The 25,648-nt window shown below is 71.7% G+C and carries 29 protein-coding genes; 27 read left to right on the top strand and 2 right to left on the bottom strand.

Features of this window, described 5'->3' with window-relative positions:
- Positions 1 to 121 precede the first annotated feature (121 nt).
- The 15 genes from AB0K15_RS45005 to AB0K15_RS44935 all read left to right on the top strand — a co-directional run bounded on the left by AB0K15_RS45005 (position 122) and on the right by AB0K15_RS44935 (position 11,675).
- A complete protein-coding gene (locus AB0K15_RS45005) occupies positions 122 to 478 on the top strand; it encodes a histidine triad nucleotide-binding protein (protein WP_364066694.1) in 357 nt (118 codons plus the stop codon).
- Positions 479 to 568: 90 nt separating this feature from the next.
- A complete protein-coding gene (locus tag AB0K15_RS45000) occupies positions 569 to 1,648 on the top strand; it encodes a PhoH family protein (RefSeq protein WP_364066692.1) in 1,080 nt (359 codons plus the stop codon).
- A complete protein-coding gene (ybeY, locus tag AB0K15_RS44995; protein WP_364066690.1) occupies positions 1,645 to 2,217 on the top strand; it encodes an rRNA maturation RNase YbeY in 573 nt (190 codons plus the stop codon). The genes AB0K15_RS45000 and ybeY overlap by 4 nt, the downstream gene beginning before the upstream one ends.
- A gap of 9 nt (positions 2,218 to 2,226) precedes the next feature.
- Entirely contained in the window at positions 2,227 to 3,576 is a 1,350-nt protein-coding gene (locus AB0K15_RS44990) for a CNNM domain-containing protein (protein WP_364066688.1), read from the top strand.
- Entirely contained in the window at positions 3,569 to 3,904 is a 336-nt protein-coding gene (locus tag AB0K15_RS44985; RefSeq protein ID WP_364066686.1) for a cytidine deaminase, read from the top strand. The genes AB0K15_RS44990 and AB0K15_RS44985 overlap by 8 nt, the downstream gene beginning before the upstream one ends.
- Positions 3,904 to 4,803, top strand: coding sequence for a GTPase Era (gene era / locus AB0K15_RS44980; protein WP_360600589.1), 900 nt, complete (start codon positions 3,904 to 3,906; stop codon positions 4,801 to 4,803). Before AB0K15_RS44985 ends, era begins: the two co-directional genes overlap by 1 nt.
- 60 nt (positions 4,804 to 4,863) lie before the next feature.
- The gene (locus tag AB0K15_RS44975; RefSeq protein ID WP_364066683.1) at positions 4,864 to 5,223 is read left to right on the top strand and encodes a CD225/dispanin family protein; all 360 of its coding nucleotides are present in this window, start codon (positions 4,864 to 4,866) and stop codon (positions 5,221 to 5,223) included.
- Positions 5,220 to 5,669, top strand: coding sequence for a DUF2752 domain-containing protein (locus tag AB0K15_RS44970; RefSeq protein ID WP_364066681.1), 450 nt, complete (start codon positions 5,220 to 5,222; stop codon positions 5,667 to 5,669). Before AB0K15_RS44975 ends, AB0K15_RS44970 begins: the two co-directional genes overlap by 4 nt.
- 195 nt (positions 5,670 to 5,864) lie before the next feature.
- Positions 5,865 to 7,037, top strand: a complete 1,173-nt coding sequence (locus AB0K15_RS44965) for an RDD family protein (protein WP_364066679.1) — start codon at positions 5,865 to 5,867, stop codon at positions 7,035 to 7,037.
- 121 nt (positions 7,038 to 7,158) lie between these two features.
- Positions 7,159 to 7,626: a CD225/dispanin family protein gene (locus AB0K15_RS44960; RefSeq protein ID WP_364066677.1), complete on the top strand. Its 468-nt coding sequence runs from the start codon at positions 7,159 to 7,161 to the stop codon at positions 7,624 to 7,626.
- Between the two features lie 57 nt (positions 7,627 to 7,683).
- Positions 7,684 to 8,445 (top strand): DNA repair protein RecO, encoded by a 762-nt coding sequence (gene recO, locus AB0K15_RS44955; protein WP_364066675.1) that lies wholly within the window; start codon positions 7,684 to 7,686, stop codon positions 8,443 to 8,445.
- Between the two features lie 43 nt (positions 8,446 to 8,488).
- Positions 8,489 to 9,325 carry an isoprenyl transferase gene (locus AB0K15_RS44950; protein ID WP_364066673.1) on the top strand — a complete coding sequence of 279 codons (837 nt, stop codon included), beginning with the start codon at positions 8,489 to 8,491 and terminating at the stop codon, positions 9,323 to 9,325.
- Positions 9,322 to 9,744, top strand: coding sequence for a YbjN domain-containing protein (locus AB0K15_RS44945; protein WP_285973986.1), 423 nt, complete (start codon positions 9,322 to 9,324; stop codon positions 9,742 to 9,744). The genes AB0K15_RS44950 and AB0K15_RS44945 overlap by 4 nt, the downstream gene beginning before the upstream one ends.
- A 129-nt stretch (positions 9,745 to 9,873) precedes the next feature.
- Positions 9,874 to 10,893, top strand: coding sequence for a permease (locus tag AB0K15_RS44940; RefSeq protein ID WP_364066671.1), 1,020 nt, complete (start codon positions 9,874 to 9,876; stop codon positions 10,891 to 10,893).
- Positions 10,890 to 11,675 carry a TIGR03943 family protein gene (locus tag AB0K15_RS44935; protein WP_364066669.1) on the top strand — a complete coding sequence of 262 codons (786 nt, stop codon included), beginning with the start codon at positions 10,890 to 10,892 and terminating at the stop codon, positions 11,673 to 11,675. Before AB0K15_RS44940 ends, AB0K15_RS44935 begins: the two co-directional genes overlap by 4 nt.
- 7 nt (positions 11,676 to 11,682) lie before the next feature.
- Here AB0K15_RS44935 and AB0K15_RS44930 read toward each other — a convergent pair whose 3' ends face one another.
- Both AB0K15_RS44930 and AB0K15_RS44925 read right to left on the bottom strand, forming a co-directional pair.
- The gene (locus tag AB0K15_RS44930) at positions 11,683 to 12,120 is read right to left on the bottom strand and encodes a Fur family transcriptional regulator (RefSeq protein ID WP_364066667.1); all 438 of its coding nucleotides are present in this window, start codon (positions 12,118 to 12,120) and stop codon (positions 11,683 to 11,685) included.
- A gap of 2 nt (positions 12,121 to 12,122) precedes the next feature.
- Positions 12,123 to 12,533: a metalloregulator ArsR/SmtB family transcription factor gene (locus tag AB0K15_RS44925; RefSeq protein WP_364066665.1), complete on the bottom strand. Its 411-nt coding sequence runs from the start codon at positions 12,531 to 12,533 to the stop codon at positions 12,123 to 12,125.
- A 292-nt stretch (positions 12,534 to 12,825) separates the two neighbouring features.
- On the opposite strand from AB0K15_RS44925, the gene AB0K15_RS44920 reads away from it, so the two are divergent.
- The 12 genes from AB0K15_RS44920 to AB0K15_RS44865 all read left to right on the top strand — a co-directional run bounded on the left by AB0K15_RS44920 (position 12,826) and on the right by AB0K15_RS44865 (position 25,499).
- Positions 12,826 to 13,923: a hypothetical protein gene (locus AB0K15_RS44920; RefSeq protein ID WP_364066663.1), complete on the top strand. Its 1,098-nt coding sequence runs from the start codon at positions 12,826 to 12,828 to the stop codon at positions 13,921 to 13,923.
- A gap of 6 nt (positions 13,924 to 13,929) precedes the next feature.
- Positions 13,930 to 14,568, top strand: a complete 639-nt coding sequence (locus AB0K15_RS44915) for a class F sortase (protein ID WP_364066661.1) — start codon at positions 13,930 to 13,932, stop codon at positions 14,566 to 14,568.
- Between the two features lie 75 nt (positions 14,569 to 14,643).
- The gene (locus tag AB0K15_RS44910) at positions 14,644 to 15,288 is read left to right on the top strand and encodes a class F sortase (RefSeq protein WP_364066659.1); all 645 of its coding nucleotides are present in this window, start codon (positions 14,644 to 14,646) and stop codon (positions 15,286 to 15,288) included.
- 91 nt (positions 15,289 to 15,379) lie between these two features.
- Positions 15,380 to 16,768 (top strand): glycine--tRNA ligase, encoded by a 1,389-nt coding sequence (locus AB0K15_RS44905; protein ID WP_364066761.1) that lies wholly within the window; start codon positions 15,380 to 15,382, stop codon positions 16,766 to 16,768.
- Between the two features lie 142 nt (positions 16,769 to 16,910).
- Positions 16,911 to 17,870, top strand: a complete 960-nt coding sequence (locus AB0K15_RS44900) for an ABC transporter ATP-binding protein (RefSeq protein WP_364066657.1) — start codon at positions 16,911 to 16,913, stop codon at positions 17,868 to 17,870.
- Entirely contained in the window at positions 17,867 to 18,607 is a 741-nt protein-coding gene (locus AB0K15_RS44895; protein WP_364066655.1) for an ABC transporter permease, read from the top strand. The genes AB0K15_RS44900 and AB0K15_RS44895 overlap by 4 nt, the downstream gene beginning before the upstream one ends.
- A 111-nt stretch (positions 18,608 to 18,718) precedes the next feature.
- Positions 18,719 to 19,852, top strand: coding sequence for a sensor histidine kinase (locus AB0K15_RS44890; RefSeq protein WP_364066759.1), 1,134 nt, complete (start codon positions 18,719 to 18,721; stop codon positions 19,850 to 19,852).
- Positions 19,849 to 20,454, top strand: coding sequence for a response regulator transcription factor (locus AB0K15_RS44885; protein WP_360600620.1), 606 nt, complete (start codon positions 19,849 to 19,851; stop codon positions 20,452 to 20,454). The genes AB0K15_RS44890 and AB0K15_RS44885 overlap by 4 nt, the downstream gene beginning before the upstream one ends.
- Before the next feature lie 42 nt (positions 20,455 to 20,496).
- Positions 20,497 to 21,147: a YdcF family protein gene (locus AB0K15_RS44880; RefSeq protein WP_364066652.1), complete on the top strand. Its 651-nt coding sequence runs from the start codon at positions 20,497 to 20,499 to the stop codon at positions 21,145 to 21,147.
- A gap of 43 nt (positions 21,148 to 21,190) precedes the next feature.
- Positions 21,191 to 22,468 (top strand): deoxyguanosinetriphosphate triphosphohydrolase, encoded by a 1,278-nt coding sequence (locus tag AB0K15_RS44875; protein ID WP_364066650.1) that lies wholly within the window; start codon positions 21,191 to 21,193, stop codon positions 22,466 to 22,468.
- 110 nt (positions 22,469 to 22,578) lie between these two features.
- Positions 22,579 to 23,667, top strand: a complete 1,089-nt coding sequence (locus AB0K15_RS44870; RefSeq protein WP_364066648.1) for a serpin family protein — start codon at positions 22,579 to 22,581, stop codon at positions 23,665 to 23,667.
- Between the two features lie 35 nt (positions 23,668 to 23,702).
- The gene (locus AB0K15_RS44865) at positions 23,703 to 25,499 is read left to right on the top strand and encodes a glycosyl transferase (RefSeq protein WP_364066757.1); all 1,797 of its coding nucleotides are present in this window, start codon (positions 23,703 to 23,705) and stop codon (positions 25,497 to 25,499) included.
- The last annotated feature ends 149 nt before the right edge of the window (positions 25,500 to 25,648 follow it).

Here is a 25,648-nt window from a genome sequence, read left to right as displayed (position 1 = left end):
TGGGGCGGTCACCTGCCCCCCCCGCGGCCCCCCCCCCCCGGGGGGGGGGGGGGGGGGGGGGGGGGGGGCCCCCCCCCCCGCCCCCCCCGCGCCGCGGCATCTTCCTTTGTAGGGTGGGCGCATGAGTGATGCGGAGACGTTGTTCGAGCGGATCATCGCGGGGGAGATCCCGGCGGACGTCGTCCACGAAGACGATCAGACGTTCGCGTTTCGCGATATCAACCCGCAGGCCAAGGTGCACGTCCTGGTGGTGCCGAAGAAGCGCTATCGCAACGTGGGTGAGCTGGCCGCTTCGGATCCGGAGCTGCTGAGCGCGGTGGTGCTCAGCGCCCGCAAGGTCGCGGAGCTCGAGGGCATCGTGGAGTCCGGGTACCGCGTGGTGTTCAACACCGACGGCGACGCGGGGCAGACGGTGTTCCACGTGCACGCGCACGTGCTGGGCGGCGAGCAGCTCGGACTGTTCGGGCGCCACGCCTAAACCGACCTGCGGTGGGCAGTCGCGAGCAAGTAGCATCGGCAACGTCAGAAGTCCGTCAGGCGAAGCAGCAGAAAGCAGGCCAGAGGCCACGTGGCCGGAACCGCACAGGGTGGAGCCGCCCGACCCGACACCACCGCCGGCAAGGCGGCGCAGTCGAAGAACGAGGACGCCACCCCCGTGGCCCAGTCCCGCTTCCCCATCCCCGAAGCCGCCGTCCTGAGCCTGCTCGGCTCGCGTGACGAGAACCTGCGCGTCGCCGAGGAGCTCCTTGCCGCCGACGTGCACGTCCGCGGCAACGAAGTGACCCTCACCGGCGCGCCCGCCGACGTGGCGTTCGCCGAACGCGTCTTCACTGACCTGGTGCAGCTCGCCACCGGCGGGCAGCAGGTCGGCCCCGACACGGTGCGCCGCACCATCGGCATGCTGTCCTCCGGCGACGCGTCCCCGGCCGAGGTCCTGAGCCTCAACATCGTCTCCCGCCGCGGCAAGACGATCCGGCCCAAGACGCTCAACCAGAAGCGCTATGTCGACGCCATCGACAAGCACACCATCGTCTTCGGCATCGGCCCCGCCGGTACCGGTAAGACGTACCTCGCCATGGCGAAGGCCGTGCAGGCGCTGCAGGCCAAGCAGGTCACGCGCATCGTGCTGACCCGTCCCGCCGTCGAGGCGGGCGAGCGGCTCGGCTACCTGCCCGGCACGCTCAACGAGAAGATCGACCCGTACCTGCGCCCGCTCTACGACGCGCTGCACGACATGGTCGAGCCCGAGTCGATCCCGCGCCTCATGCAGGCGGGCACGATCGAGATCGCCCCGCTCGCGTACATGCGCGGCCGCACGCTGAACGACGCCTTCATCATCCTCGACGAGGCCCAGAACACCACGCCCGAGCAGATGAAGATGTTCCTCACGCGCCTCGGCTTCGGGTCGAAGATCGTGGTCACCGGTGACATCACGCAGGTCGACCTGCCCAACGGCCAGAAGAGCGGCCTGCGCGTGGTCCGCGACATCCTCGACGGCGTCAACGACCTGCACTTCGCCGAGCTGACCAGCCAGGACGTGGTGCGTCACCGGCTCGTCGGCGACATCGTCGACGCGTACGAGAAGTGGCAGGCGGTGCAGGACGCCCAGGACCAGCAGCAGGGCGGCTGGAAGGGCAACCGCCGATGAGCATCGAGATCGCCAACGAGTCCGGCGTCGACGTCGACGAGGCGTCGATCGTCTCGGCCGCGCGCTACGCGCTCGACAAGATGGAGGTCAGCCCGCTCGCCGAGCTGTCCATCCTGCTCGTCACGCTCGAGGTCATGGAAGACCTGCACGAACGCTGGATGGACCTGCCCGGGCCCACCGACGTGATGGCCTTCCCGATGGACGAGCTCGACTCGTCGCGCCGCCCCGACGCGCCCGACGCGTCGCCGGCGCTGCTGGGTGACATCGTGCTGTGCCCGGCGTTCGCGAAGGACCAGGCGAAGACCGCGGGTCACGCGCTGATCGACGAGCTGCACCTGCTCACCGTCCACGGCGTGCTGCACCTGCTCGGTTACGACCACGCCGAACCGGCCGAGGAACGCGAGATGTTCGGCCTGCAGAAGCGCATCCTGACGGAGTTCCAGTCGGCCGTGGCCGAGCTGAACCGGAAGAACGCGCAGCGCAACGCCGACGACCGCGTGCTCGGCATCGCGGGCCTGGACGCGTCGGCCGCGCCCGCGGCGCCGAAACCGGCCGAGGAAACCCCCTAGGCAGCGATCATGGGCAGTCCCACGGCACAGCTCGTCGTCGCGGTGGCGCTCGTGCTGCTGGCCGGGGTGTTCGCGGCCGCCGACGCGGCCGTGAGCACCGTTTCGCAGGCCCGCACCGAAGGGCTCGTGCGCATCGGCCGGGCCGGTGCGCGCCAGCTCGCCGCCGTCGTCGCCGAACGCCGCCGCCACATCAACCTGCTCCTGCTGCTGCGCCTCGGCTGCGAGCTCACGGCCACGGTGCTCGTCACCGTGTCGTTCCTCGCCTGGTTCGGCAAGCTGTGGCTCGCCGTGCTCGTCTCCGCCGTGGTGATGGTGGTGGTGAGTTACGTGCTCATCGGCGTCGGCCCGCGCACCATCGGCCGCCAGCACCCCTACCGCGTCGGCACGATCGTCGCCGGGCCCGTGCGCGTCCTCGGCTCGATCCTCGGCCCGCTCTCGCGGCTGCTGATCGTGATCGGTAACGCGATCACCCCCGGCCAGGGCTTCCGCGAAGGCCCGTTCACCTCCGAAGTCGAGCTGCGCGAGCTGGTCGACCTCGCGCAGGAACGCGGTGTCGTCGAGGACTCCGAGCGCGAGATGATCCACTCGGTCTTCGAGCTGGGCGACACGGTGGCGCGCGAGGTGATGGTGCCGCGCACCGAGATCGTGTGGATCGAGCGGACCAAGACCGTGCGCCAGGCGCTCGCGCTCGCCCTGCGCACCGGGTTCACGCGCGTGCCGGTGATCGACGAGTCCGTGGACGACATCGTCGGCGTGGTCAACATCAAGGACCTCATGCCGGCCTACATGGACCCGGACGGCCCGAGCACGGTCGTGGACCAGGTGATGAACCCGGCGAGCTTCGTGCCCGACTCCAAGCGGCTCGACGAGCTGCTCAAGGAGATGCAGCGCACGCACAACCACATGGCGATCGCGGTCGACGAGTACGGCGGCACCGCGGGCCTGCTGACCATCGAGGACATCCTCGAGGAGATCGTCGGCGAGATCACCGACGAGTCCGACACCGACGAGCGGCCCGACGTCGAGGAACTCGAGGGTGGCGCGGTGCGGGTGTCGTCGCGGCTGAGCATCGACGACCTCGGTGAGCTCTTCGGCATCGACCTCGAAGACCACGACGTGGAGACCGTGGGCGGCCTGCTCGCGGAGCGACTGGGTAGGGTCCCCCTTCCGGGGGCCGAAGCCGAGGTCGCCGGCCTTCGGCTGTTCGCCGAAGGGGGCAAGGACCGCCGCGGCCGCATGCGGATCACGTCGGTCGTCGTCCACCCGGCCGACGCGGACGCCGTGACCGAGTCCGGCACCCGCCGGCGCACCCGGGTGCCCCAGCCCGAAGAACGCGACAGGAGAGTCGAACATGCCTGACCTCGAGGCCGAGGACCAGAAGCTCGTCACGCTGGCCCGGTCGTCGCGCGCCCGAGTCGGCGCCGAGGAGGGCGCGGCCGTGCGCGACACCGACGGCCGGACGTACACCGCGGTGACCGTCGACCAGCCCTCGTTCAAGCTCACGGCCGTGCAGGCCGCCGTTGCCGCCGCGCTGTCGAGCGGCGCCGAAGGGCTCGAAGCGGCGGCCGTGGTGACGGGCGACGCGCTGGTGCAGGAGGCGTCGGTGCAGGCCGTGCGCGACGTCGCGAAGACCGCGCCGATCATCCTGGCCGACCCGAAGGGTGACGTCGTCGAGGTGCTGCGCTGATGGCCGACGCGCACCGCTCCGGCTTCGCGTGCTTCGTCGGGAGGCCCAACGCGGGCAAGTCGACGCTCACGAACGCGCTCGTGGGCTCGAAGGTCGCCATCACCTCCAGCAAGCCGCAGACGACCCGGCACGCGATCCGCGGCATCGTGCACCGCGAGGACGCGCAGCTGGTGATCATCGACACGCCCGGCCTGCACCGCCCGCGCACGCTGCTCGGGCAGCGGCTCAACGACGTGGTGCACGAGACGTGGTCCGAAGTGGACGTCGTCGGGTTCTGCGTGCCCGCCAACGAAAAGATCGGCCCGGGCGACAAGTTCATCGCCGCCGAGCTGACGAAGATCGCGCGGCGAACCCCCGTGATCGGCGTGGTGACCAAGACCGACCTGGTGAAGCCCGAGCAGGTGGCCGAGCAGCTGCTGGCGCTGCAGGGCGTGATGGAGTTCGCCGACCTCGTGCCGGTGTCCGCTGTGGACGGTTTCCAGGTGGCGACCGTGGCCGACCTGCTCGTGGCGCGGTTGCCGGAGGGCCCGCAGCTCTACCCGGGTGGCGAGCTCACCGACGAGCCCGAGATGACGCTCGTGGCCGAGCTGATCCGCGAGGCCGCGCTCGAAGGCGTGCGCGACGAACTGCCGCACTCCATCGCCGTGACGGTGGAGGAGATGCTGCCACGCGAAGGCCGCGACGACCTCGTGGACGTGCACGCGTTCCTGTACGTGGAGCGGCCCAGCCAGAAGGGCATCATCCTCGGGCACAAGGGTGAGCGCCTGCGTGAGGTCGGGGCGGCGGCTCGCAAGCAGATCGAGGGCCTGCTGGGTTCGAAGGTATACCTCGACCTGCACATCAAGGTGGCCAAGGACTGGCAGCGCGACCCGAAGCAGCTGCGCCGCCTCGGCTTTTGACCGGCGGCCGCGGGCGGTAGCGTCAGTACCCTCGCCCACCACCGACAGCAGGGGGACGCGATGACCGGCCCGTACCCGCCACCCGGCGGGCAGTACCCGCCGCCGCCGGGCGGTCCGTACTACTACGGCGGCCCGCAGCCGAACTTCCCGCCGCCGCCGGACAACCGGCTCGTGTGGGGGATCCTCACCACGATCTTCTGCTGCCTGCCCCTCGGGATCGTCTCGATCGTGAAGGCCAACGAGGTCAACTCCCTGTGGTACCAGGGCCGCTTCGCCGAAGCGCAGCACGCCGCGGACCAGGCGGGCAAGTGGGCCATGTGGTCGGCGCTGGCGATTCCCATCGCCGTCGTGGCGTACCTGCTGGTGGTGCTGTTCGTGTTCCTGATCGCGGGTACGTCCGCCGGGTTCTGGTCGTCGTGAGCACCGTCTACACGGGAGTCCCGGCGCGGGGCGCGCGAGCCACGGCGCGGGCGCTGTCCGGCCCGGCGGCCGTGGTCGCGGGGCTCGGCGTGTGCTGCGCGGCCGTGTGGCTCGGCGATCCGACGACACCGGGCGGGCCGTTGCCGGTGTGTCCCACCAAGTTCCTGTTCGGCATCGACTGTCCGGGTTGCGGCGGCATGCGCATGGCCTACAGCCTCATGCACGGCGATCTCGCCGGCGCCGTGCACTACAACGCGGTGGCGCTCGTGTTCGTGGTGCTGTTCGCGTGGAGCGGTGTCGCGTGGACCGTCGGCCGGCTGCGCGGACGGGCGGTGCGGTCGTGGCTGCACTGGCGCCGCACGCCGCTCGTGGTGGCGGTCGTCTTCGCGATCTGGTTCGTGGTGCGGAACCTGCCGTTCGCGCCGTTCACCGGTTTGTCGGTCTGAGTTTCCCTTCTCCCGGAACCGTCTTCGCTTCCCGTTCGTCGTACGGGTTTCGGGTCGCCACCCCGTGCGGACGCCTACCTGGGCCGACCGCGTCCGGACCGGGTACGCTCCCGCGCACCGGCCCGTCCTCATCGGACTCGGCCGGTTCTCGCGTGCCACCGCGCGCGGGCCAGGACGAGCGAGGGGGAGAACACGATGACCGATCCCTACGGCGGGCCCATGGGGCAGCCGCAGGGCCAGCCGCCCTTCGGACAACCGCAAGGGCAGCAGCCGTTCGGAGCACCCGGCGGCTTCGGCCAGCAACCGCCTTCGGGCGGGTTCCCCCAGCAGCCCGGCGGTTTCGGGCAACAGCCCGGTTTCGGGCAGCCGGGTCAGGCGCAGCCGGGCTTCGGCCAGCCCGGGTTCGGGCAGCCGCCCGCCGGCGGTTTCGGTCAGCCGCCCGCGTTCGGGCAGTCCGGCGGGTTCGGTCAGCCGAACCCGTACGGCCCGCCTGGTGGCGGCTACGCGAACTGGGGCCAGCGCGCCGGCGCCTACCTGATCGACTTCGGGCCGTTCCTCGCCGCCATCATCATCGCCTTGCTGGTCTCGATCGGGTCGTGGAGCGCCGGGGCGATCATCTACGGGCTCGCGATCTTCGGGAACATCGGCTGGCAGATCTACAACCGCTGGATCACGGCCGGGAACACGGGGCAGTCGCTCGGCAAGCGCGTGGTCGGCATCAAGCTCGTCAACGAGGCCACCGGGCAGCCCATCGGCGCCGGCATGGCGTTCCTGCGCGACCTCGCGCACGTCCTCGACGGCTTCCTCTGCTCGCTCGGTTACCTGTGGCCGCTGTGGGACGCCAAGTCGCAGACGTTCTCCGACAAGATCGTCGGCACGATCGTGGTGCCCGCCGACACCGCGCCCGCGGGGCAGCCGGGCTTCGGCCAGCAGCAGCCCTTTGGCGCCGGGTTCCCGCCCGCCGGGCAGCAGCCGGGCGGGTTTGCCCAGCAGCCCGCCGGGTTCGGGCAGCAGCCCGCCGGCTTCGGCGCGCAGCCCGGGTTCGGGCAGCCGGGCCAGCCGGCCGCCGGCGGTTTCGGCCAGCCGGGTCAGGCGCCGTCGGGCGGCTTCGGCCAGCCGGGCGCGCCGGCCAGTGGCGGGTTCGCGCAGCCGGGCGCCGAGTCGCCGGGCGCGACCGCGTTCGAGCAGGCCGAGCCCACGCAGATGCTCAAGCCGGGCGGCGCCGCCCAGCCCGAGAGCGGCGCGTTCGACGGAGCCGAGCGCACGCAGATGCTGCAGCCGGGTGCGCCGGTCGCGGAAGCGCCCGCGCAGCCCGAAGAGACGCAGAAGATCCAGCCGGGCGAGTTCGGCCGGCCGCCGCAGCACTGACCCGCGAAGCCGCCGCACCGATCGACGGCGCCGAGCCGCGCCCTCGATCGGGCAGTGGTGCGGACCAAGACCCGCGGCGGGGGGAGCTCGCCGGAAGCACGAGAAGTTTGGGGAACCAGTCATGACCAATCCGTACGGTCAGCCGCAGCCGCCCTACGGCCAGCAGCCGTATGGCACGCCGTCCGGCCCGATGCCGACGCCGTATGGCCAGCCGGGCCAGTACGGCCAGCAGGGCCAGTTCGGGCAGCAGGCGCCGTTCGGGCAGCCCGGCTACGGCCCCGGCATGGGGATGCCGCCGGGTGGCGACATCAACGCCATCAAGGAGTACAAGGGCTGGGCGATCGGCTGCATCTTCCTGATGTGGATCCTCGCGATCTTCGCGATCATGAAGTCCAACGAGGTCCGCACCTTCAAGATGCAGGGCAACTACGCGATGGCCCAGCAGGCGTCGCAGACCACGAAGACGCTGTGCCTGATCGCCACGATCATCGGCGGCATCGGCTACGCCCTCGCGATCACGTTCCTCATCATCGGGATCGTCGCGGCGACCACGGTCACCACGTACTGCACCGGCTACTACGGCTGCTGACGCGCTGAACCAGGGTGTCACCGCCCCGGCATCGCCTGAAAGTGGGACGATGTCGGGGTGGTGAACCTCTACCGCGACACCGGAGTGGTGCTGCGCACGCACAAGCTGGGTGAGGCCGACCGGATCGTCACCCTGCTGACCCGCCGGCACGGGAAGGTCCGTGCCGTGGCCAAGGGCGTGCGCCGCACCTCGTCGCGGTTCGGGGCCCGGCTGGAGCCCTTCGGGCACGTGGACGTGCAGTTCTACACCGGCCGCACCCTCGACGTGATCACCCAGGTCGAGACCGTGGACGCGTTCGCGCTGCCGCTGGTCGCCGACTACCAGCGCTACACCGCGGCCAGCGCGATCGCGGAGACGGCCGACCGGCTCTCGGCCGAAGAGGGTGAGCCGGTCCTCAAGCTGTACCTGCTGGTCGTGGGCGCGTTGCGCGCGCTCGCGGGTGGGGAACGCGACGCCTCCCTCGTCCTCGACGCGTTTTTCCTGCGGGCCATGGCCTACGCCGGCTGGGCGCCCGCCATCACCGAATGCGCCCGCTGCGGCCTGCCCGGCCCGCACGCCGCGTTCAACGTGGCCGCCGGCGGCTCGATGTGCCCGGACTGCCGCATCGCGGGGTCGGTGCACCCCGCGCCCGAGGTGCTCACCCTGCTCGAGGCCCTGTTGCACGGCGAATGGCCGGTGGCGGAGGCCTCGCACGGCGTGACCCGGCGTGACGCGTCGGGCCTGGTGGCGGCTCACCTGCAGTGGCACCTCGAACGCCAGCTGCGTTCGCTTCCGCTGGTCGAACGGCGTGCCCGGGAGGCCGTGACACCGGCCAAGTAGGGTCTTGCGCGTAGGAAATTTTCACTCTTCCAGGAGGCGCGAAGTGCTGCGCAGGGGACGCGAGGTCCAGGCGTCGGGGTACGAGCTGCGGGCACCGGATCCGCACCCGTCGGGAGCCAGGCCGCCGGAGATCCCGAAGGATCTCGTGCCGAAGCACGTGGCGCTGGTGATGGACGGCAACGGGCGCTGGGCCAACCAGCGCGGCCTGCCCCGCATCGAAGGGCACAAGCGCGGCGAGGCCGTGATGATCGACGTCGCGAGCGGCGCCGTCGAGCTCGGCGTGAAGTGGCTTTCGGTCTACGCCTTCTCCACGGAGAACTGGAAGCGCAGCCCGGAGGAGGTGCGCTTCCTCATGGGCTTCAACCGCGACACCATCCGGCGCCAGGTCGACTACCTCGGCTCGATCGGCGTGCGCATCCGCTGGGCGGGGCGCCGGCCGAAGCTGTGGGCCAGCGTGATCAAGGAGCTGCAGGTCGCGGAAGAGAAGACCAAGAACAACACGAAGCTCAACATGACGATGTGCGTCAACTACGGCGGCCGTGCCGAGCTGGGCGACGCGATGCGCCGGATCGCCCAGGACGTGGTGGACGGCAAGATCAAGGCCGACAAGATCGACGAGCGTACGATCGCGAAGTACCTGTACCAGCCCGAAATGCCCGACGTCGACCTGTTCCTGCGGCCCTCGGGTGAGCAGCGCACGTCGAACTTCATGCTGTGGCAGTCGGCGTACGCGGAGATGGTCTTCCAGGACACGCTCTTCCCCGACTTCGACCGCACGCACCTGTGGAACGCCTGCCTCGAGTTCGCCAAGCGCGACCGCCGGTTCGGTGCCGCGGTCGACCAGGCGGAAGCCGAGCGCGCGGCCGGGGAAGCGTCGTGAGCACTTCGGAGGCCGCCGACACGGCGGCGCTGCTCGCGCTCGCGCGCGAGGCCCTGGAGCGCTACCTCGACGTGCACGTGGACGACGACGGCGCGATCACCTTCCGCCACGCCGAGGTCCCGTGTGTCATCCAGGCCACGCGCCTGGCCGACGGGCTCACGGTGCTGAGCCTGACCTGCGTGGTCGCGTGGGACCTGCCCGACAACCCCGCGATCGCCGTCGCCGTGGCCGAGCGCGCGGGCCAGGGCCTGTTCGGCACGCTTGGTGTCGGGCACACCGACAGCGGGGTCGACGTGACGTTGCGCTACGCGTTCCCGGCCGAGGGCATGGACCCGTCGGCGCTGGGGACGTTGCTGATGCTCGTGGTCTCCACCGCGTCGCAGCTGCGGACGGAACTGCCGGGGCTGGGCCAGGACTGAGGTCCGCGCCCGCCTTGTCCGGTTGACGGGGCAGCGAACGGTGGATTCGGGCCGAAAACGGTCCTGGTGGTCCCCTCGTGCTGTGTCCCGCTGGGATCGCGCCGGTACGGGCTGGCATCATCGGGCCTCGTGAAAACCCTTGTCGACAACGCGCCCGAGCAGAAACGGCGCGCGCGGCGGATCCGGATCAGCTCGATCGAGATCCTGTGCGCGGTGCTGCTCGTCGCGATCCTCGCGCAGGGCCGGTTGCAGGACCTGTTCGACGTGCCCGCGCTGCGCACCGGCTCCACGGTGTTCGTCGCCGTGTGCGTGCAGGCTCTACCGTTTCTCGTGCTCGGCGTGCTGATCAGCGGCGCGATCGCCGCGTTCGTGCCCGCGCGGGTGCTGGAACGCGTGCTGCCGAAGCGCGCGGGCGCGGCGGTGGGCGTCGCCGGTCTCGCCGGCGTCGCGCTGCCGGGGTGCGAGTGCGCGTCCGTGCCGGTGGCGCGGCGGCTGATCGGGCAGGGGGTCGCGCCGGCCGCGGCGCTCACGTTCCTGCTGGCCGCCCCCGCGGTGAACCCGGTGGTGCTGGTGGCCACGGCGGTCGCGTTCCCGGGGCGGCCGGAGATGGTGCTGGCGCGGTTCCTGGGTTCGCTCGCGACGTCGATGGTGATGGGCTGGATCTGGGCCCGGTGGGGCAAGCTCTCGTGGATCACCGAACGCGCGCTGCGGCGGCTGCCCGACGTCGAGCCGGGGCAGCGGTGGCACGTCTTCGCGGAGACGGCGCGCACGGATCTCGTCGAAGCCGGCGGGTTCCTGGTGCTGGGCGCGCTGATCTCGGCGACGCTCAACGTGCTCGTGCCCGCCCGGTGGTTCGGGGTGCTGGCGGACCAGGTCGTGGTCGGCGTGATCGTGATGGCGGTGCTGGCCGTGGTGCTCGCCCTGTGCAGTGAGGCCGACGCGTTCGTGGCCGCTTCGCTGACCGCGGTGCCGATGCTGCCGAAGCTGGTGTTCCTCGTCGTCGGCCCGGCGATCGACGTGAAGCTGTTCGCTCTGCAGGCCGGCACGTTCGGGAAGTCGTTCGCGGTGCGGTTCGCGCCGGTGACGTTCGTGGTCGCCCTCGCGTGCGCCACGGTGGTGGGCACGATCGTGCTCGGGGGTGCGCGATGAGGCGTGAGACGCAGAACGTGCTGCTGATCCTGCTCGGCGGCGCGCTGGTGAAGATCGCCGTGAACGGCGACTACCTGCGCTACGTCAAGCCCGCGCAGCAGCCGTGGATCATTGCGGGCGGCGTGGTGATGCTGGTGCTCGGCGCGGCCGCGATCCTGCGTGACCTCGTGGCGGCACGGGCCGCGGCGAAGGCGGCGGCGCTCGAGTCCGAGGCGGCCGGCCCTGAATCCCACGAGAGCCACGGCCACGGCCACGTCGGCGACGGCCACGGGCACGCCCACCCCGCGCGCTCGGCCTGGCTGCTGGTGGTGCCCGTGCTCGCGGTGTTCCTGGTGGCCCCGCCCGCGCTCGGCGCCGACTCGGTCACGCGCACCGCGGCGCGCGTGCCGCAGAGCGCCGCGACCACGTCGGCGGCCGCGTTTCCGCCGTTGCCGGCGGGCAAGGTCGTGGAGCTGGCGATGAACGAGGTCGTCACGCGCGCGGGCTGGGACTCCAACGGGACGATGAACGGCCGGACCATCGGCATGTCGGGGTTCGTCGTGCACGAGGGCAGCACCACGCTGCTCGCGCGCCTGGTGATCAGCTGCTGCGCCGCCGACGCGGCACCCGTCACGGTGCACCTGAAGGGCGGGGCCGCCGACCGGTTCCCGAGCGACACGTGGCTGCGGGTCACCGGGCAGGTCGTGCCCGGCACGGCCGACGAGAACAACGGCTACACGCCCGATTTCGTGCCCGCGACCGTCGAGCGGATCGCCGCGCCGAAGGACCCCTACGAGTACTGAGGGAACGTCAGCCCGCGTGCTCGGCGCAGGTGCCCGTGATCTCCACGGTGTGGCTGATGTCGGAGAACCCGTGCTCGGACGCGATCTTCTCGGCCCAGCGCTCCACGGCGGGGCCCTCGACCTCCACCGTGCGCCCGCACACGCGGCACACCAGGTGATGGTGGTGGTGCGTGGAGCAGCGGCGGTAGATGGCCTCGCCGGAGTCGGTGCGCAGCACGTCGATCTCGCCGGCCTCCGACAGCGACTGCAGCGTGCGGTACACGGTGGTCAGGCCGATGCCGTCGCCGCGCTTGCGCAGCTCGTCGTGCAGCTCCTGCGCGGAGCGGAAGTCGTCGACCGTGTTGAGCAGGTCGACCACCGCCGCGCGCTGCTTGGTCGAGCGGCGCCCGGGCACCGGGGCCGGGGTGGTAGTGGGGCTCGGGGTGGGGGCCGAAGCCGAGGTCATGGTCACTTCCCTTCCTGCACGTGGGCGACCGCGTCGACGACGATGTGGGCCAGGTGGTCGTCCACCAGGCGGTACACGACTTCCCGGCCCCGGCGTTCGCCCTGCACCACGCCCGCCGTCTTCAGCACCCGCAGGTGCTGGCTGATCAGCGGCTGAGCGACGTCGAGGGCGTCCACCAGTTCGTGGACGCACCGGTCGGCCTCGCGCAGCTGCAGCACGATGGCGATCCGGACGGGGGCGGCGAGCGCGCGCAGCAGGTCACCGGCGTCGGCGAGCGCGGCGCCCGACGGACCGAGCGGACCCTGCGGTCCCGGGGCGGAACCGGAAGCCTCGAGTGGGCCGGCCGGCACCGTCACCGGGCCACCGGACGTGCCCGTACCGGCCGAAAGTGCGCCCGTGCTGGCCGGTGCCATCGTTGCCTCCCCTTGCGCGCGAAGCCACCGGACGAGCCGGCGGGTTCCGAAGTCGGATGTCATTGTCGACAACGGTCACGGTCATCGTAGTGTTCCCCTCCGTGGCCCCTGTCGGTCACCGGTCACTCACACCGGCCTCACCCGATCGGGTGAGTTCGTCAGGAATCGGCACTTCGGCTTCGCAACCGGTGGCCGACGGTGCAAGGTTGACGCGGGGCGTTTCGTCGCTTCTCGTACGCTGACGATCCGCCCGAATCGAGGCGGAGGCAGTGGGGAGACAATGACTCGTTTCGTGACGAAGGCAGCGATCCTGGCAGTGGCGGCGTTGCCCGCGCTCGCCCCGGTCGCAGCTGCCCAGACTCAGACGACGCAGACCGTGAAGGCCGTGGACGAGAAGACCGGTCCCGTGTCGTTCGCCAACGTGGCGTCGGTGCGGCTGGGCTCCGACCCGCAGCACGGCGGCTCGCTGATCACCGAGACGCAGCGTTCACCGCTCACCCCCGGCCAGTCGAAGCTCGCGGCCGACCGCGTGGCCGTGCCGAAGAACGACGGCGAGCGCTCGACGTTCGGCGGCAACTGGGAGATCGACCTCGGCAAGTTCGGCGACGCGGCCACGAGCCCGTACCCGGCCGGGATCGCGAGCCGCGACCACAACGTCGTCGCGGCCCTGCAGGCCACGAACGTGCCGACGGCCGTCGCCGAGACCAACTACGCCCTGCGCGACAACGCCCGCGGCAAGGCCCGCCCGGCCGACGACACGATGCTGGTGCTGGAGAACGCGCGCAGCGCCACCGACTGCTCGGCCCCGAACAAGGTCACCGGCACCACCACGCTCACCCGGCTCTGGGTGCGCGGCGAGGACGACACGCTGAAGCAGGTCTCGATGCCCGCGGGCTCGGCCTCGCTGAGCGTGAAGAACCTGCGCATGGGCGCGCCCCGGCCCATCGAGGGGGCCGACGCCACCAAGTCGCTCTCGGACGTCGTGGTCTCCCGCGTGTCCTCGTTCGACCAGCTGATCAGGCAGGACGGCTGGCGCAACGGCGACGTCACGGCGCAGGCCGGGTGGCGCGTCGACGTGACCACCCACGTGCGCGACGAGTCGGGCGAGGTGCTGCCGGACGTGAGCACCACGCTGGTGCTCGGCGGCGTGAGCTGCTCGATCCCGAAGAACTTCGTGGCCGTGTCGGGCGGCAGTGGCAACGGTGCCACGGCGACGCAGCCGCCGGTGCCCACCGAGGTCCCGGCGGGTTACCTCGGCACGACCGCCGCTGCTCCGTCGAGCGACTACCGGCTGCCGCTCGGCCTCGGCCTGCTGGTCGCCGGGCTGGTGTTCGGCGGGCTCGCGATCGGGCTGGGCCGCCGGCGCGCGGCGCGCTCGCGCGGCGAGTAGGTCCCCGTGCTGCGCACCGCGCTGGCCGTCGTGTCGGCGGTCGTCGCCGTGCTCGCGCTGGCCGCGGGCGTGGTCGTGCTGACCTGGGGGCCCGCGCCCGTGCCCGCCGCCGCGGCCGAACCCCCGCCCGGCTCGCTGCCGGGCGAGGACGGCGCGCCCGCCGAGCTGCCCGCGGACGGCGCCGCCGTGGGCGTGCAGCGCCCCGGCAGTGTCCGGTTGCCCGACGGGTCCGAGGCCCGGCTCGTGCGCACCGAGGTGACGCGCGACGGGATCCTGCCGATCCCGCGTGGCCTCGGCGACGCCGCCTGGTGGGGCGCGCGCCTCGGCGCGAAGCAGGGCGCGGCCGTGCTGTCCGGTCACGTGAACTGGGCCGGCACCAAGGGACCGTTCGACGACCTGTGGCGCGTGCGCACGGGCGACAACGTGAGCATCGTCGACTCCTCGGGCGGGCGCTGGCTCTACCGCGTGACCGGCGCGGCGACCGTGCGCAAGGAGCAGCTCCCGGCGCAGGCGCCGCAGTGGTTCGCGCAGACCGGGCCGCACCGGCTGGTGCTCGTGACGTGCGGCGGCGACTACGTCGGCGGCACCGAGGGCTACGACGAGAACCGCATCGTCACGGCGAACCTGGTCTCGCGCCCGGACTGAGCGCGATCGGGTGCAACCCCGGCCGCGTCCCGCGGCATGTCTTCCTGCGCACGACACACCGGAGCAGGGAGCACGATGCAAGGGACACAGGACCGGCCCGCGAGGACCAAGTGGGTGCTGGCCGCCGTCGGGGCCGTGGTGGTGGTGGCGGCGCTCGTCGCCGCCCTCCTGATCTTCACGGGAAAGGATGAACCCGGTCTCGCCGGCGGAGCGGCCTCGGTACCGGTACCGGCGGTGGGAGCGGGTGCGGCGCGCAAGCAAGCCGACCCCGGCCGGACACCCGGCACCGTGCTGCTGCCCGGCGGGGGAACGGCGAAGCTCGTGCAGGAACCGGTGGGTGACGACGGCGCGCTGGTGATCCCGCAGAGCCTCGCCGAGGCCGCGTGGTGGGGCTCGGGTCTCGGCGCCGACCAGGGCGTCACGCTCTTCTCCGGCCACGTGAACTGGAAGGGCCGCACCGGGCCGTTCGACCAGCTGTGGCAGGTCGAGCAGGGCCAGACGGTGACCGTCACCGACACCTCGGGCGGCCGGTGGAGCTACCGCGTCGACGAGGTCCGCACGATCCGCAAGTCCGGGCTGGCCGCGGAGTCCGCGAAGCTGTTTTCCCCGGACGGGCCCCACAAACTGGTGCTCGTCACCTGCGGCGGCGACTACGTCGGCGGCACCGAGGGCTACGACGACAACCGGGTCGTGACGGCGTCGCTGACGGGCCGGCCCTGAGCCCTGCTCACCTCGCCGGAAGCACCGCGGGGGCGGCCGGATACGCTGAACCTCCTAGTCCAACCGTCCCCGCATGCGTCCGGAGCGTGGAGTGCCCGCCAACACCATCGAAACCGTCGTCAGTCTGTGCAAGCGCCGTGGCTTCGTCTTCCCGTCGGGAGAGATCTACGGCGGCACCAGGTCGGCGTGGGACTACGGGCCTCTCGGCGTGGAGCTGAAGGACAACATCAAGCGCCAGTGGTGGAAGACCATGGTGCAGGGCCGGGAAGACGTGGTCGGTCTCGACTCGTCCGTGATCCTGCCGCGTCAGGTCTGGGTCGCCTCGGGCCACGTGAACGTGTTCACCGACCCGCTGATCGAGTGCCTCCACTGCCACAAGCGCTTCCGCGCCGACCAGCTCGCGGAGGACTACGAAGGCCGCACCGGCAAGAAGACGTCGGAGGACGACCTGTCCGACGTGCCGTGCCCCAACTGCGGCACGCGCGGCAAGTACACCGCGCCGCGCGACTTCAACATGATGCTCAAGACCTACCTCGGCCCGGTCGAGAGCGAAGAAGGCCTGCACTACCTCCGCCCGGAGACCGCGCAGGGCATCTTCGTGAACTTCCTCAACGTGCAGACGGCTTCGCGCAAGAAGCCGCCGTTCGGCATCGGCCAGGTCGGCAAGTCGTTCCGCAACGAGATCACGCCGGGCAACTTCATCTTCCGCACGCGCGAGTTCGAGCAGATGGAGATGGAGTTCTTCGTCGAGCCGGGCGAGGACGAGCACTGGCACCAGTACTGGATCGACGAGCGCACCAAGTGGTACACCGACCTCGGCATCAAGCCGGAGAACCTGCGCCACTTCGAGCACCCCAAGGAAAAGCTCTCGCACTACGCGAAGCGCACCGTCGACATCGAGTACCGGTTCGACTTCAACGCGGGCCAGGAGTGGGGTGAGCTCGAGGGCATCGCGAACCGCACCGACTTCGACCTCACCACGCACTCGAACCACTCGGGTGTGGACCTGTCGTTCTTCGACCAGGCCTCGGGCCAGCGCTACCGTCCGTTCGTCATCGAGCCGGCGGCCGGCGTCGGCCGTTCGATGATGGCGTTCCTCGTGGACTCCTACGACGAGGAAGAGGTGCCGAACGCCAAGGGCGGCACTGACAAGCGCACCGTGCTGCACCTCGACCCGCGGCTCGCGCCGTTCAAGGCCGCCGTGCTGCCGCTCTCGCGCAACGCCGACCTCTCGCCCAAGGCCCGCGACCTCGCCGCGACCCTGCGCAAGCACTGGAACGTCGACTTCGACGACGCGCAGGCCATCGGCCGCCGCTACCGCCGCCAGGACGAGATCGGCACCCCGTACTGCGTCACCGTGGACTTCGACTCGCTCGAGGACCAGGCCGTCACGGTCCGCGAACGCGACAGCATGACCCAGGAACGCATCGCGATCGACAAGGTCGTGGACTACCTGGCGCCCCGCCTGCTCGGCTGCTGAGTTTTTCCGTACGCGGCCCTTCCCCGGATCCCGGGGGAGGGCCGCTGCGTTTTCGCGGGGCCGCGACCCCTGACACCTGTCACGGTCACGACGTGACGCTCGGCCTGCGGACCGACGCCGGAATCCCGGCAGTCTTCAGGGCATGGAAACCACACAGGCCACGCGCGGGGCGCGGGACGTCGCGGCGGGGGCCGCCGTCCGGTTGAGCGGGTTGAAGAAGCACTACGGCCAGGTGCGGGCCGTCGACGGTGTCGAGCTGACGATCGCGCCGGGTGAGGTGGTGGCGCTGCTCGGGCCGAACGGCGCGGGCAAGTCCACCACCGTCGACATGATCCTGGGGCTCAGCAAGCCCGACGCGGGCGAGGTCACGGTGTTCGGCAAGACACCGGGCGACGCGGTGCGCGCGGGGATGATCGGGGCGATGCTGCAGGGCGGTGCCCTGCTGGAGGACCTGACCGTGCGCGAGACCGTGCGCATGGTCGCGAAGCTGCACCGCACGCCGATGCCGCTCGACCAGGCGCTGCAGCGCGCGGGCATCGAGGACATCGCCGACCGGCGGGCCAACAAGCTCTCCGGCGGCCAGAAGCAGCGCGTGCGCTTCGCCGTCGCGCTGGTTTCGGACCCCGACCTGCTGGTGCTCGACGAGCCGACGGCCGCGATGGACGTGGGCACGCGGCGCGAGTTCTGGAAGTCCATGTACTCCTTCACCGACAGTGGCCGCACCGTCCTGTTCGCGACGCACTACCTGGAAGAGGCCGAGGAGTTCGCCGACCGCGTGGTCCTCATGCGGGCCGGGCGCGTGGTCGCCGACGGGTCCGTCGCGCAGGTACGCGCGCTCGCCGGCGGTCGCACGATCCGGGCCGTGCTGCCCGGCGCCGGCGAGGAGACCGAGCGGCTCGTGGCGACGCTGCCCGCGGTGACCGACTTCGAGCTGCGCGGCGAGCGTGTCGCGATCTCCAGCAGCGAGTCGGACGCCACGCTGCGCGCGCTGATGGCCGCCGTGCCGGCGGTGCACGACATCGAGATCGGCGCCGTCGGCCTCGAAGGCGCGTTCCTTTCCCTGACCTCCGAAGAGAACACCGAACCGGGAGCAGCCCGATGAACCCGTCCTACCTCGCCGTCGAGATCCGCCGGCTGTTCCGCTCGATGCGGTTCCTCATCTTCGTCGTCGCCTTCCCCGTGGTGATGTTCCTGTTGCAGGCCAACGTCTTCACGAAGGCGAGCGCCCCGGACCACGCCGCCGTGGTGGCCGTGGTGATGGTCAACATGATGGCCTTCGGCCTCTTCGCCGCGGCGACCACCAACGGCACGCGCCTGGCCCTCGAACGCGCCAGTGGCTGGCAGCGGCAGCTGCGGCTGACCCCGCTCTCGGGGGCGTCGTACCTCGGCGGCAAGGCCGTGTCCGGCATGCTCGTGGGCCTGCCCGCGTTGCTGCTGGTGCCGCTCGTGGCGATCCTCGTCGAAGGCGTGCACCTCGACGGGGCCGGCTGGCTGCGCGTGATCGCGGGCCTGTGGCTCGGCACCATCCCGCTCGTGCTGCTGGGCCTGCTGATCGGCCAGATCGCGACGCCCGAGTCGATGCAGCCGATCTCCATGATCGTGATGCTGGGCATGGGCTTCCTCGGCGGCCTGTGGATCCCGCTGGAGGGCATGCCGGCGTGGATGCAGGACGTGTCGCAGCTGCTGCCCACCTACTGGCTGATCGGGCTGGTGCGCCCGGCCGTGACCAACGAGCTGCTCGTGAGCTTCCCGACCGCGATCGCGGTGCTGGCGGGCTGGACTGTGGTGCTCGGGGCGCTCGTGACCAGGCGATACCGTAAGGACAGCGCCCGGGTCTGACCGGGACGGGAGGGGCGAACGGTGCAGCGCACGAACGAAGAGCCCGCGTCGATCGCGGCCACCCGGTTCAGGTTCGCGTTGAACGACCGGGCCTCCTGGTGGGACGACCCGATGGTCGGGCACCGGGGCGGGCCCAACAAGATCGGCTGGCCGATCTTCGCGGTGCTCTTCCTGCTGCCGTTCCTGATCCCGGCCACGCACGGGCTGGTCGAGAACTCCGACCCGCTGTGGGCGCGGGTGCTGATGGGCGTGCTGTTCTACGGCTACGGCGCCTGCTACGTGATCTTCCCCGTGGTGTTCGGCAAACCGACCAGGATCAAGCTCGTCTTCGGCTGCGCGATGCTGGCGCTGGGCCTGCTGTCGACGCTGCTCACCGACGTCAGCCCGTACATCCTGCTCTACGCCACCGCCACGCTCGCGTTCCTCTTCCCGGCCGGCTGGGCGGCGATCCTCGACGCGCTCGCGTTCGGCGCCGTGGCGATCGTGCTGCTGGCCGGGGGCAAGATGGACGCCGACGGCGGCGACCTCATCTCCGTCGCCTCGATCACGCTGGCGATGTTCTTCATGGCCAACCTCATCCGGGCGATCCGCCGGCTGGAGGTGGCGAACAAGGAGATCGCCACGCTCGCCGTGGCCAACGAGCGCCAGCGCGTGGCCCGCGACCTGCACGACCTGCTGGGTCACAGCCTCACCACGATCACCGTGAAGGCCGGTCTGGCGCGGCGGGTGCTGGAGAGCTCCGGCGACGTCGGGCGAGCGGTCGAGGAGATCCGCGAGGTCGAGGGGCTGACCCGCAGCGCGCTGTCGGACGTGCGGCTGACCGTGTCGGAGTACCGCGAGGTGTCGCTGGCCGCGGAACTCGCCGGGGCGCGCGCGGCGCTGCGGGCGGCGGAGATCGAGGCGGACCTGCCCTACGCGGTGGACAACGTGGTGCCGCAGCTGCAGAGCACCTTCGGGTACGTGCTGCGCGAAGCCGTCACCAACGTGTTGCGCCACTCCGGGGCCAAGCGCGTCAGCGTGCGGTTCGGGCGCGACTGGCTCGAGGTGGAAGACGACGGCGCCGGGGCCGAAGCGGCGCAGGGCAACGGCCTGCGCGGGCTCACCGAACGCGTCGGCGGCGCCGGGGGGACGCTGCGCAGCGGGCCGCGGCCCGGGGGAGGATGGGTGGTCCGGGCGGAGGTTCCGGAACCGGAGCCGCCGGCCGTCCAGGCCGTGCGCGCCGAACCCGCGGGAGGACTTGCGTGATCCGCGTTCTGCTGGCCGACGACCAGGCGATGGTGCGGGGAGCCCTGGCGACCGTCCTGGGTCTGGAGGCCGACATCGAGGTCGTGGCGCAGGTCGGCTCGGGGGACGAGGTGCTGGCCGCGGCGAAGGAGTCGGCGCCGGACGTCGCGCTGCTCGACGTGCAGATGCCCGGCAAGGACGGCCTCGCCGCGGCCGCGGAACTGCACACCGCGTTGCCCTCGTGCCGTGTGATCATCTGCACGACCTTCGGCCGGCCCGGGTACCTGGCGCGCGCGATGGCCGCGGGCGCCGCGGGGTTCGTGGTGAAGGACGCGCCGCCCGAGCAGCTCGTGGAGGCCGTCCGGCGCGTCCACAGTGGACTGCGGGTGGTGGATCCCGCGCTGGCGGCCGAATCGCTGGCGACCGGCGCGAGCCCGCTCACCGGGCGGGAGCGCGACGTGCTCTCGACCGCGCGCGACGGCAGCACGGTCGCGGACATCGCGAAAGCGCTGTTCCTTTCGGAAGGCACTGTGCGCAACCACCTTTCGGCGGCGATCGGCAAGACGGGCGCCCGCACGCGCGCCGAGGCCGTGCGGCTGGCGGAGGAACGCGGCTGGCTCTGACGCCGGGGTGCCCGCGCCGGAATCGCGTGCGGCTCTGAAAAGATGGCGGGCATGAGGACACCACCCACGTGGGCGAACTGGCTGCGCCGCTCCGCGTTCGGCGCGGTGCTCGTGGTGCTCGCCGTCGTCGGCGGCACGGCGTTTCGCGTGTGGCAGGTCGCGCGCGAGAACGACCGCACGCCGGCCGACGTGATCGTGGTGCTGGGGGCCGCGCAGTACAACGGCAAGCCGTCGGACATCTTCACGGCGCGGCTGGAGAAGGCGCGCCAGCTCTACGACGCGGGCGTCGCGAAGACCGTGGTGACCGCCGGGGGCAAGAAAGCGGCCGACAACTTCACCGAGGCCGCGGCCGGCGCGCGGTGGCTGACGCAGCACGGCGTGCCCGCGTCGGCGACGCTGGCGGTCGGCGAGGGCAGCGACACGCTGCGGAGCCTGCGGGCCGTGGCCGACCAGGTGCAGGCACGCGGCTGGCACACGGCGGTGCTCGTGAGCGACCCGTGGCACTCCTACCGCGCGCGGACGATGGCGTCGGACCTCGGTCTCGACGCGTGGACCGCGCCGACGCACAGCGGCCCGATCGTGCAGGAGCGCGTGACGCAGGTCCGCTACATCTTCCGCGAGACGGGCGCGCTGCTGTTCTACGAGCTCACGAAATCGCCGGCCGACGAGCTGTTCGACACCTTCATGGGCTGAACTTCCGCGGGGAATTGTCGGTGGCCGCGCCTAAGCTGACCGGGTGAGCGACGGGTACTCCGAGTACGACCGCGCCCGGGTGCTGGCCGAGGCGCCCAAGGGCGCGGCGCTGGCCGGCGCGCGGCCCGACGGGCGCAGCGACTTCGCGCGCGACCGCGCCCGGGTGCTGCACTCGGCCGCGCTGCGCCGGCTGGCGGGCAAGACGCAGGTGGTCGGCCCCGGCGAAGGGGCCGAGGTCAGCGGCGTGCCGCGCACGCGGCTCACGCACTCGCTGGAGGTCGCGCAGATCGGGCGCGGCATCGCCGAGGAGCTGGGCGCCGACCCGGACCTCGTCGACACGGCGGGGCTCGCGCACGACATCGGGCACCCGCCGTTCGGGCACAACGGCGAGCAGGCGCTCGACGACGTCGCCCAGGCGTGCGGCGGGTTCGAGGGCAACGCGCAGACGTTGCGCATCCTCACGCGCCTCGAACCGAAGTCCCTCGACGACGCCGGCGCGGCGGCGGGCCTGAACCTCACGCGCGCCTGCCTCGACGCGACCACGAAGTATCCGTGGCGGCGCCGGCCGGGGCAGCAGAAGTACGGCGTGTATGCCGACGACGTGCCGGTGTTCGAGTGGGTGCGCTCCCGAGCGCCGGGCGAGCGGCGGTGCCTCGAGGCCCAGATCATGGACTGGTCCGACGACGTGGCCTACTCCGTCCACGACGTCGAAGACGGCGTGCTGGCGGGGCGCATCTCGCTCGGCGTGCTGGCCGATCCGGACGAACGCGCGGCCGTCGCGGAGGCCGCCGCACGGCACTTCTCCACGCTGTCGGCGTCCACTTTGGAGGGCGCGGCCAAGGAGCTGCTCGACCTGCCCGTGGTGGCCGCCCTCGTCCGCACGGCCCCGGACGGCTCGCTACGCGCGCAGGTGGCGCTGAAGCAGCTGACGAGCGAGCTCGTGGGCCGCTTCGCGTCCGCCGCGGTCACCGGCACCCGCAGCGTCTACGGCGAAGGCCCCCTGCTGCGCTACGGCGCCCGCCTCGCCGTCCCGGACCAGGTCGCGGCGGAGGTCGCGCTGCTCAAGGCGCTGGCCCTGCGCTACGTCATGAGCGACCGCCGTCGCCTCGCCATGCAGGACGGCCAGCGCGAGCTCATCGCGCAGCTGGTCGCCGCCCTCCTGCGCCGCGCTCCGGAGTCCCTGGACCCGCTCTTCGTGCCCCCGTGGCACGCGGCCGCCGACGACGCCGCGCGCCTGCGGGTGGTGGTCGACCAGGTCGCCTCGCTCACCGACGCGCAAGCCCACGAATGGCACCGCTGGCACGTGGGCCGGCACGTCTGACCGGTCGCCACCCCACTCGGGACCGGCCGGAGGCGAGAATCGGGGGGAGACGAGGCTCCGGCTGATCGGTTCGGTGCCGCCGGAACCACCCGGTCGGGTACGGTCGCCGCATGGCCGTGGACAGCCACTTGGACTTCACGCTCGCCCTGGGACGCACCGCTGCGGCGGGTGGGGGCGACGCGTGTTTTTCGCCGTACTCCGCGGCCAGCGCGCTGGGCCTGGCGGCCCGGGCCGCGCGCGGGCGGACCGCCGAGGAGCTGCGCGAGCTCCTGGCCACCAGCGAAGCCGACCTCGACGCGCACGCCGCGGTGCTGCGCGACGCCGCGGCGCTCGGCGACGAAGCCCAGCTGGCCGTCGCCAACACACTGTGGGCGTCCGATGCCATCACGGTCGAGAACGTCTTCCTCGAAGAGCTCGTGACCTGGCCCGGCGGCAAGGCCGAGACCGCGCCCTTCACCACGGACCCCGAAGCCGCACGCGGGCTGATCAACACCGACGTGGACCGCATCACCCACGGCCTGATCCCGGAGCTGCTGCCCTCGGGCACGATCAGCGCCGACACCCGCGCCAGCCTCGTCAACGCGCTCTACCTCAAGACCGCCTGGCGCCACCCGTTCCCCGACGGCGCCACGGCGCCCGCGGACTTCCACAGCCCCGGAGCCACCCGCCGGGTGCCGACCATGCACCTCGAAGAGACGGTCGGGTACCACCGGGCCGACGGCTGGCAGGTCGTGAGCCTTCCCGCGCAAGGCGGTGTCGAAGCCGTCGTCCTGCTCCCGGACGGCGACCTCGCACCCGCCGAAGCCGAGCTAGGCACCCAGAATCTCAAGCAGCTTCTCGACAGCCCGAAACGCCGCAAGGTGCGCCTCTCGCTGCCCAAGATCAAGCTCGACGTGCGCACGGACCTCGACGGCGCCCTGCACGCCCTGGGCGTGCACGAGGTGTTCACCCAGGACGCGGACCTCACCGGCCTCACCGCCACGCGCCCGCTCTGGGTCGACAGCGTGGTGCACCAGGCCGTGCTGCGCCTCGACGAGCAGGGCCTCGAAGGCGCGGCCGCCACGGCGATCCAGATGCGCACGATGTCCCTGTCCACGGCCGAGCCGCTCGAAGTCGCGGTGGACCGGCCGTTCCTCCTGCTCGTCCGGCACGCCGGCACCGGCGCGGTGTACTTCTTCGCGCGGGTGGTGCGCCCGTAGTGAGTCTTTTCCAACCGGAAGCGAGGACCGAGCTGATCCCCGCCGTTCCCGGGCCGTCCGCGCCCGCCGCCACGCCGAAGCTGCGCCCTTCGTGGGCCGACGCCGGCATCGTGGCGGCCTTCCTCGCGTTCGCCTTCATCCTGTACGGCGGCCTCTGGAGCGATCTGGGCACGGGCTACCTGTGGAACAGCGCGTCGGACCAGAACCTGTGGGAGTGGTTCTTCGACGTCACCGCGAAATCCGTGCTGCACCTGCAGAACCCGCTCAACTCGGACCTGCAGAACTATCCGCTCGGCGTGAACATGATGGCCAACACGGCCATGCTCGGCGTCGGGATCCCGCTCACGCCGATCACGCTCGCCTTCGGCCCCACGGTCACGTGGGCCATCGCGCTCACCGGCAGCCTCGCCGGGACCGCGGCCGCCTGGTACTGGGTGTTCTCGCGCCACCTCGTCCGGCACCGCGCGGCGGCGGCGATCGGCGGCGCGGTGGCCGGGTTCGCGCCGTCGATGATCTCGCACGGCAACGCGCACCCGAACTTCGTCGCGTGGTTCGTGCTGCCCTTCCTGGCGCTCAAGGTGATCCACCTGGCGCAGGGCCGCAAGCTCGTGCGCAACGGGATCTGGCTCGGCGTGCTGACCGCGTACCAGATCTTCCTCGGCGAAGAGCCGCTGCTGATCTTCGCGCTGGGCTTCGTGATCTTCGCCGTCGCCTACCTCGCGTCGCGCCCGCGGGAGATCAAGGCGATGGTGCGGCCGCTGCTGCTCGGCGGCGGGCTGGCCGTGGTGATCACCGGCGTGCTGGTCGTTTTCCCGCTGTGGTGGCAGTTCTTCGGCCCGCAGAGCTACTCCGGCCTGGAACACGGCCCGGTCGGCAACGACCTCGCCGCGTTCACGCGGTTCGCCACGCAGTCGATCGCCGGCCAGCCGGACGCCGCCGCCGACGTGTCGATCAACCGCACCGAGGAGAACGCGTTCTTCGGCTGGCCGCTCATCGCGCTGATGGTCGTGGTCACGATCTGGCTGTGGCGCGAGGCCGTCGCGCGCTCGCTCGCGATCGCGATGTTCCTCATGGCCTGGCTGTCGATGGGCGTCGAGCTCATGGCGGTGCACGTGGACACCGGCGTGGCCGGGCCGTGGAAGCTGCTGGCGGACCTGCCGCTGTTCGAGTCGCTGCTGGAGTCACGCCTGGCGATGGCGTGCGTGCCCGCGATCGGCGCCCTGCTGGCGATCGCCACCGAGCGCGTGTTCGCCACGGCCGAGACCCTGCCGGACCCGGAAGAGGGCCGGCACCGGCTGCCGCTGCGCCTGCTCTGGGTGGGCGCGGTGATCGCCGTGCTTCTCCCGATCGCGCCGACGCAGCTGCTGGTCAAGGACCGCCCGCCGACGCCGGCCTTCTTCGCCGACGGCACCTGGCGCACGTACGTCGCCCCCGGTGGCACCGTGGTGCCCGTCCCGCTGCCCGGCTCGGGCGAGTCGGAGCCGCTGCACTGGCAGATGGACGCCGGGCTGGCCTACGCGATGCCCGAAGGCTACTTCGTGGGCCCGAGCGGGCCGGACGACAAACGCGGCCGCTACGGCTCCTACCAGGTCCCCACGTCCACCCTCCTCGACCGCGTCCGCGACTCGGGCGAAGTCCAGCCCGTCACCGACGCCGACCGCGACCAGGCGATCAAGGACCTGCGCTACTGGAACGCCAGCGTGCTCGTCCTCATCCCACGCGAGCACGCCGACGCGTACCGCGCCACCGTCGAGCTGCTGCTGCGCAAGCCCGCGCAGTTCGTGGACGGGGTGTGGATCTGGGACGTGCGCGCGGTCACGGCCCGCCGCTAGCTGTGCTGCTGTCGTTGGTGGTTGACAGGTTGGGCGTGGGGTTGGGTCTTCTGGAGCAGCCTCTCATACGGGGTCTGGCCGGCGAGGCCGCCGTGAGGGCGGTGGAAGTTGTAGTAGTCCTCCCATTCCTTGAGTTTCTCGTTGAAGGC

The sequence above is a fragment of the Amycolatopsis sp. NPDC049253 genome, from assembly GCF_040678995.1.
Lineage (GTDB): Bacteria > Actinomycetota > Actinomycetes > Mycobacteriales > Pseudonocardiaceae > Amycolatopsis.
Note: the sequence above shows the minus strand (reverse complement) of the source record. Positions and strands in the feature narration are given on the sequence as shown.

What these genes read in the sequence shown, in the direction of transcription:
- AB0K15_RS45005 (WP_364066694.1), top strand. Translation starts at nt 122, where the DNA reads ATGAGTGATGCGGAGACGTTGTTCGAGCGGATCATCGCGGGGGAGATC.
- ybeY (WP_364066690.1), top strand. Translation starts at nt 1,645, where the DNA reads ATGAGCATCGAGATCGCCAACGAGTCCGGCGTCGACGTCGACGAGGCG.
- AB0K15_RS44990 (WP_364066688.1), top strand. Translation starts at nt 2,227, where the DNA reads ATGGGCAGTCCCACGGCACAGCTCGTCGTCGCGGTGGCGCTCGTGCTG.
- AB0K15_RS44985 (WP_364066686.1), top strand. Translation starts at nt 3,569, where the DNA reads ATGCCTGACCTCGAGGCCGAGGACCAGAAGCTCGTCACGCTGGCCCGG.
- era (WP_360600589.1), top strand. Translation starts at nt 3,904, where the DNA reads ATGGCCGACGCGCACCGCTCCGGCTTCGCGTGCTTCGTCGGGAGGCCC.
- AB0K15_RS44975 (WP_364066683.1), top strand. Translation starts at nt 4,864, where the DNA reads ATGACCGGCCCGTACCCGCCACCCGGCGGGCAGTACCCGCCGCCGCCG.
- AB0K15_RS44965 (WP_364066679.1), top strand. Translation starts at nt 5,865, where the DNA reads ATGACCGATCCCTACGGCGGGCCCATGGGGCAGCCGCAGGGCCAGCCG.
- AB0K15_RS44960 (WP_364066677.1), top strand. Translation starts at nt 7,159, where the DNA reads ATGACCAATCCGTACGGTCAGCCGCAGCCGCCCTACGGCCAGCAGCCG.
- AB0K15_RS44935 (WP_364066669.1), top strand. Translation starts at nt 10,890, where the DNA reads ATGAGGCGTGAGACGCAGAACGTGCTGCTGATCCTGCTCGGCGGCGCG.
- AB0K15_RS44930 (WP_364066667.1), bottom strand. Translation starts at nt 12,120, where the DNA reads ATGACCTCGGCTTCGGCCCCCACCCCGAGCCCCACTACCACCCCGGCC.
- AB0K15_RS44925 (WP_364066665.1), bottom strand. Translation starts at nt 12,533, where the DNA reads ATGGCACCGGCCAGCACGGGCGCACTTTCGGCCGGTACGGGCACGTCC.
- AB0K15_RS44910 (WP_364066659.1), top strand. Translation starts at nt 14,644, where the DNA reads ATGCAAGGGACACAGGACCGGCCCGCGAGGACCAAGTGGGTGCTGGCC.
- AB0K15_RS44900 (WP_364066657.1), top strand. Translation starts at nt 16,911, where the DNA reads ATGGAAACCACACAGGCCACGCGCGGGGCGCGGGACGTCGCGGCGGGG.
- AB0K15_RS44895 (WP_364066655.1), top strand. Translation starts at nt 17,867, where the DNA reads ATGAACCCGTCCTACCTCGCCGTCGAGATCCGCCGGCTGTTCCGCTCG.
- AB0K15_RS44890 (WP_364066759.1), top strand. Translation starts at nt 18,719, where the DNA reads ATGGTCGGGCACCGGGGCGGGCCCAACAAGATCGGCTGGCCGATCTTC.
- AB0K15_RS44880 (WP_364066652.1), top strand. Translation starts at nt 20,497, where the DNA reads ATGGCGGGCATGAGGACACCACCCACGTGGGCGAACTGGCTGCGCCGC.
- AB0K15_RS44870 (WP_364066648.1), top strand. Translation starts at nt 22,579, where the DNA reads ATGGCCGTGGACAGCCACTTGGACTTCACGCTCGCCCTGGGACGCACC.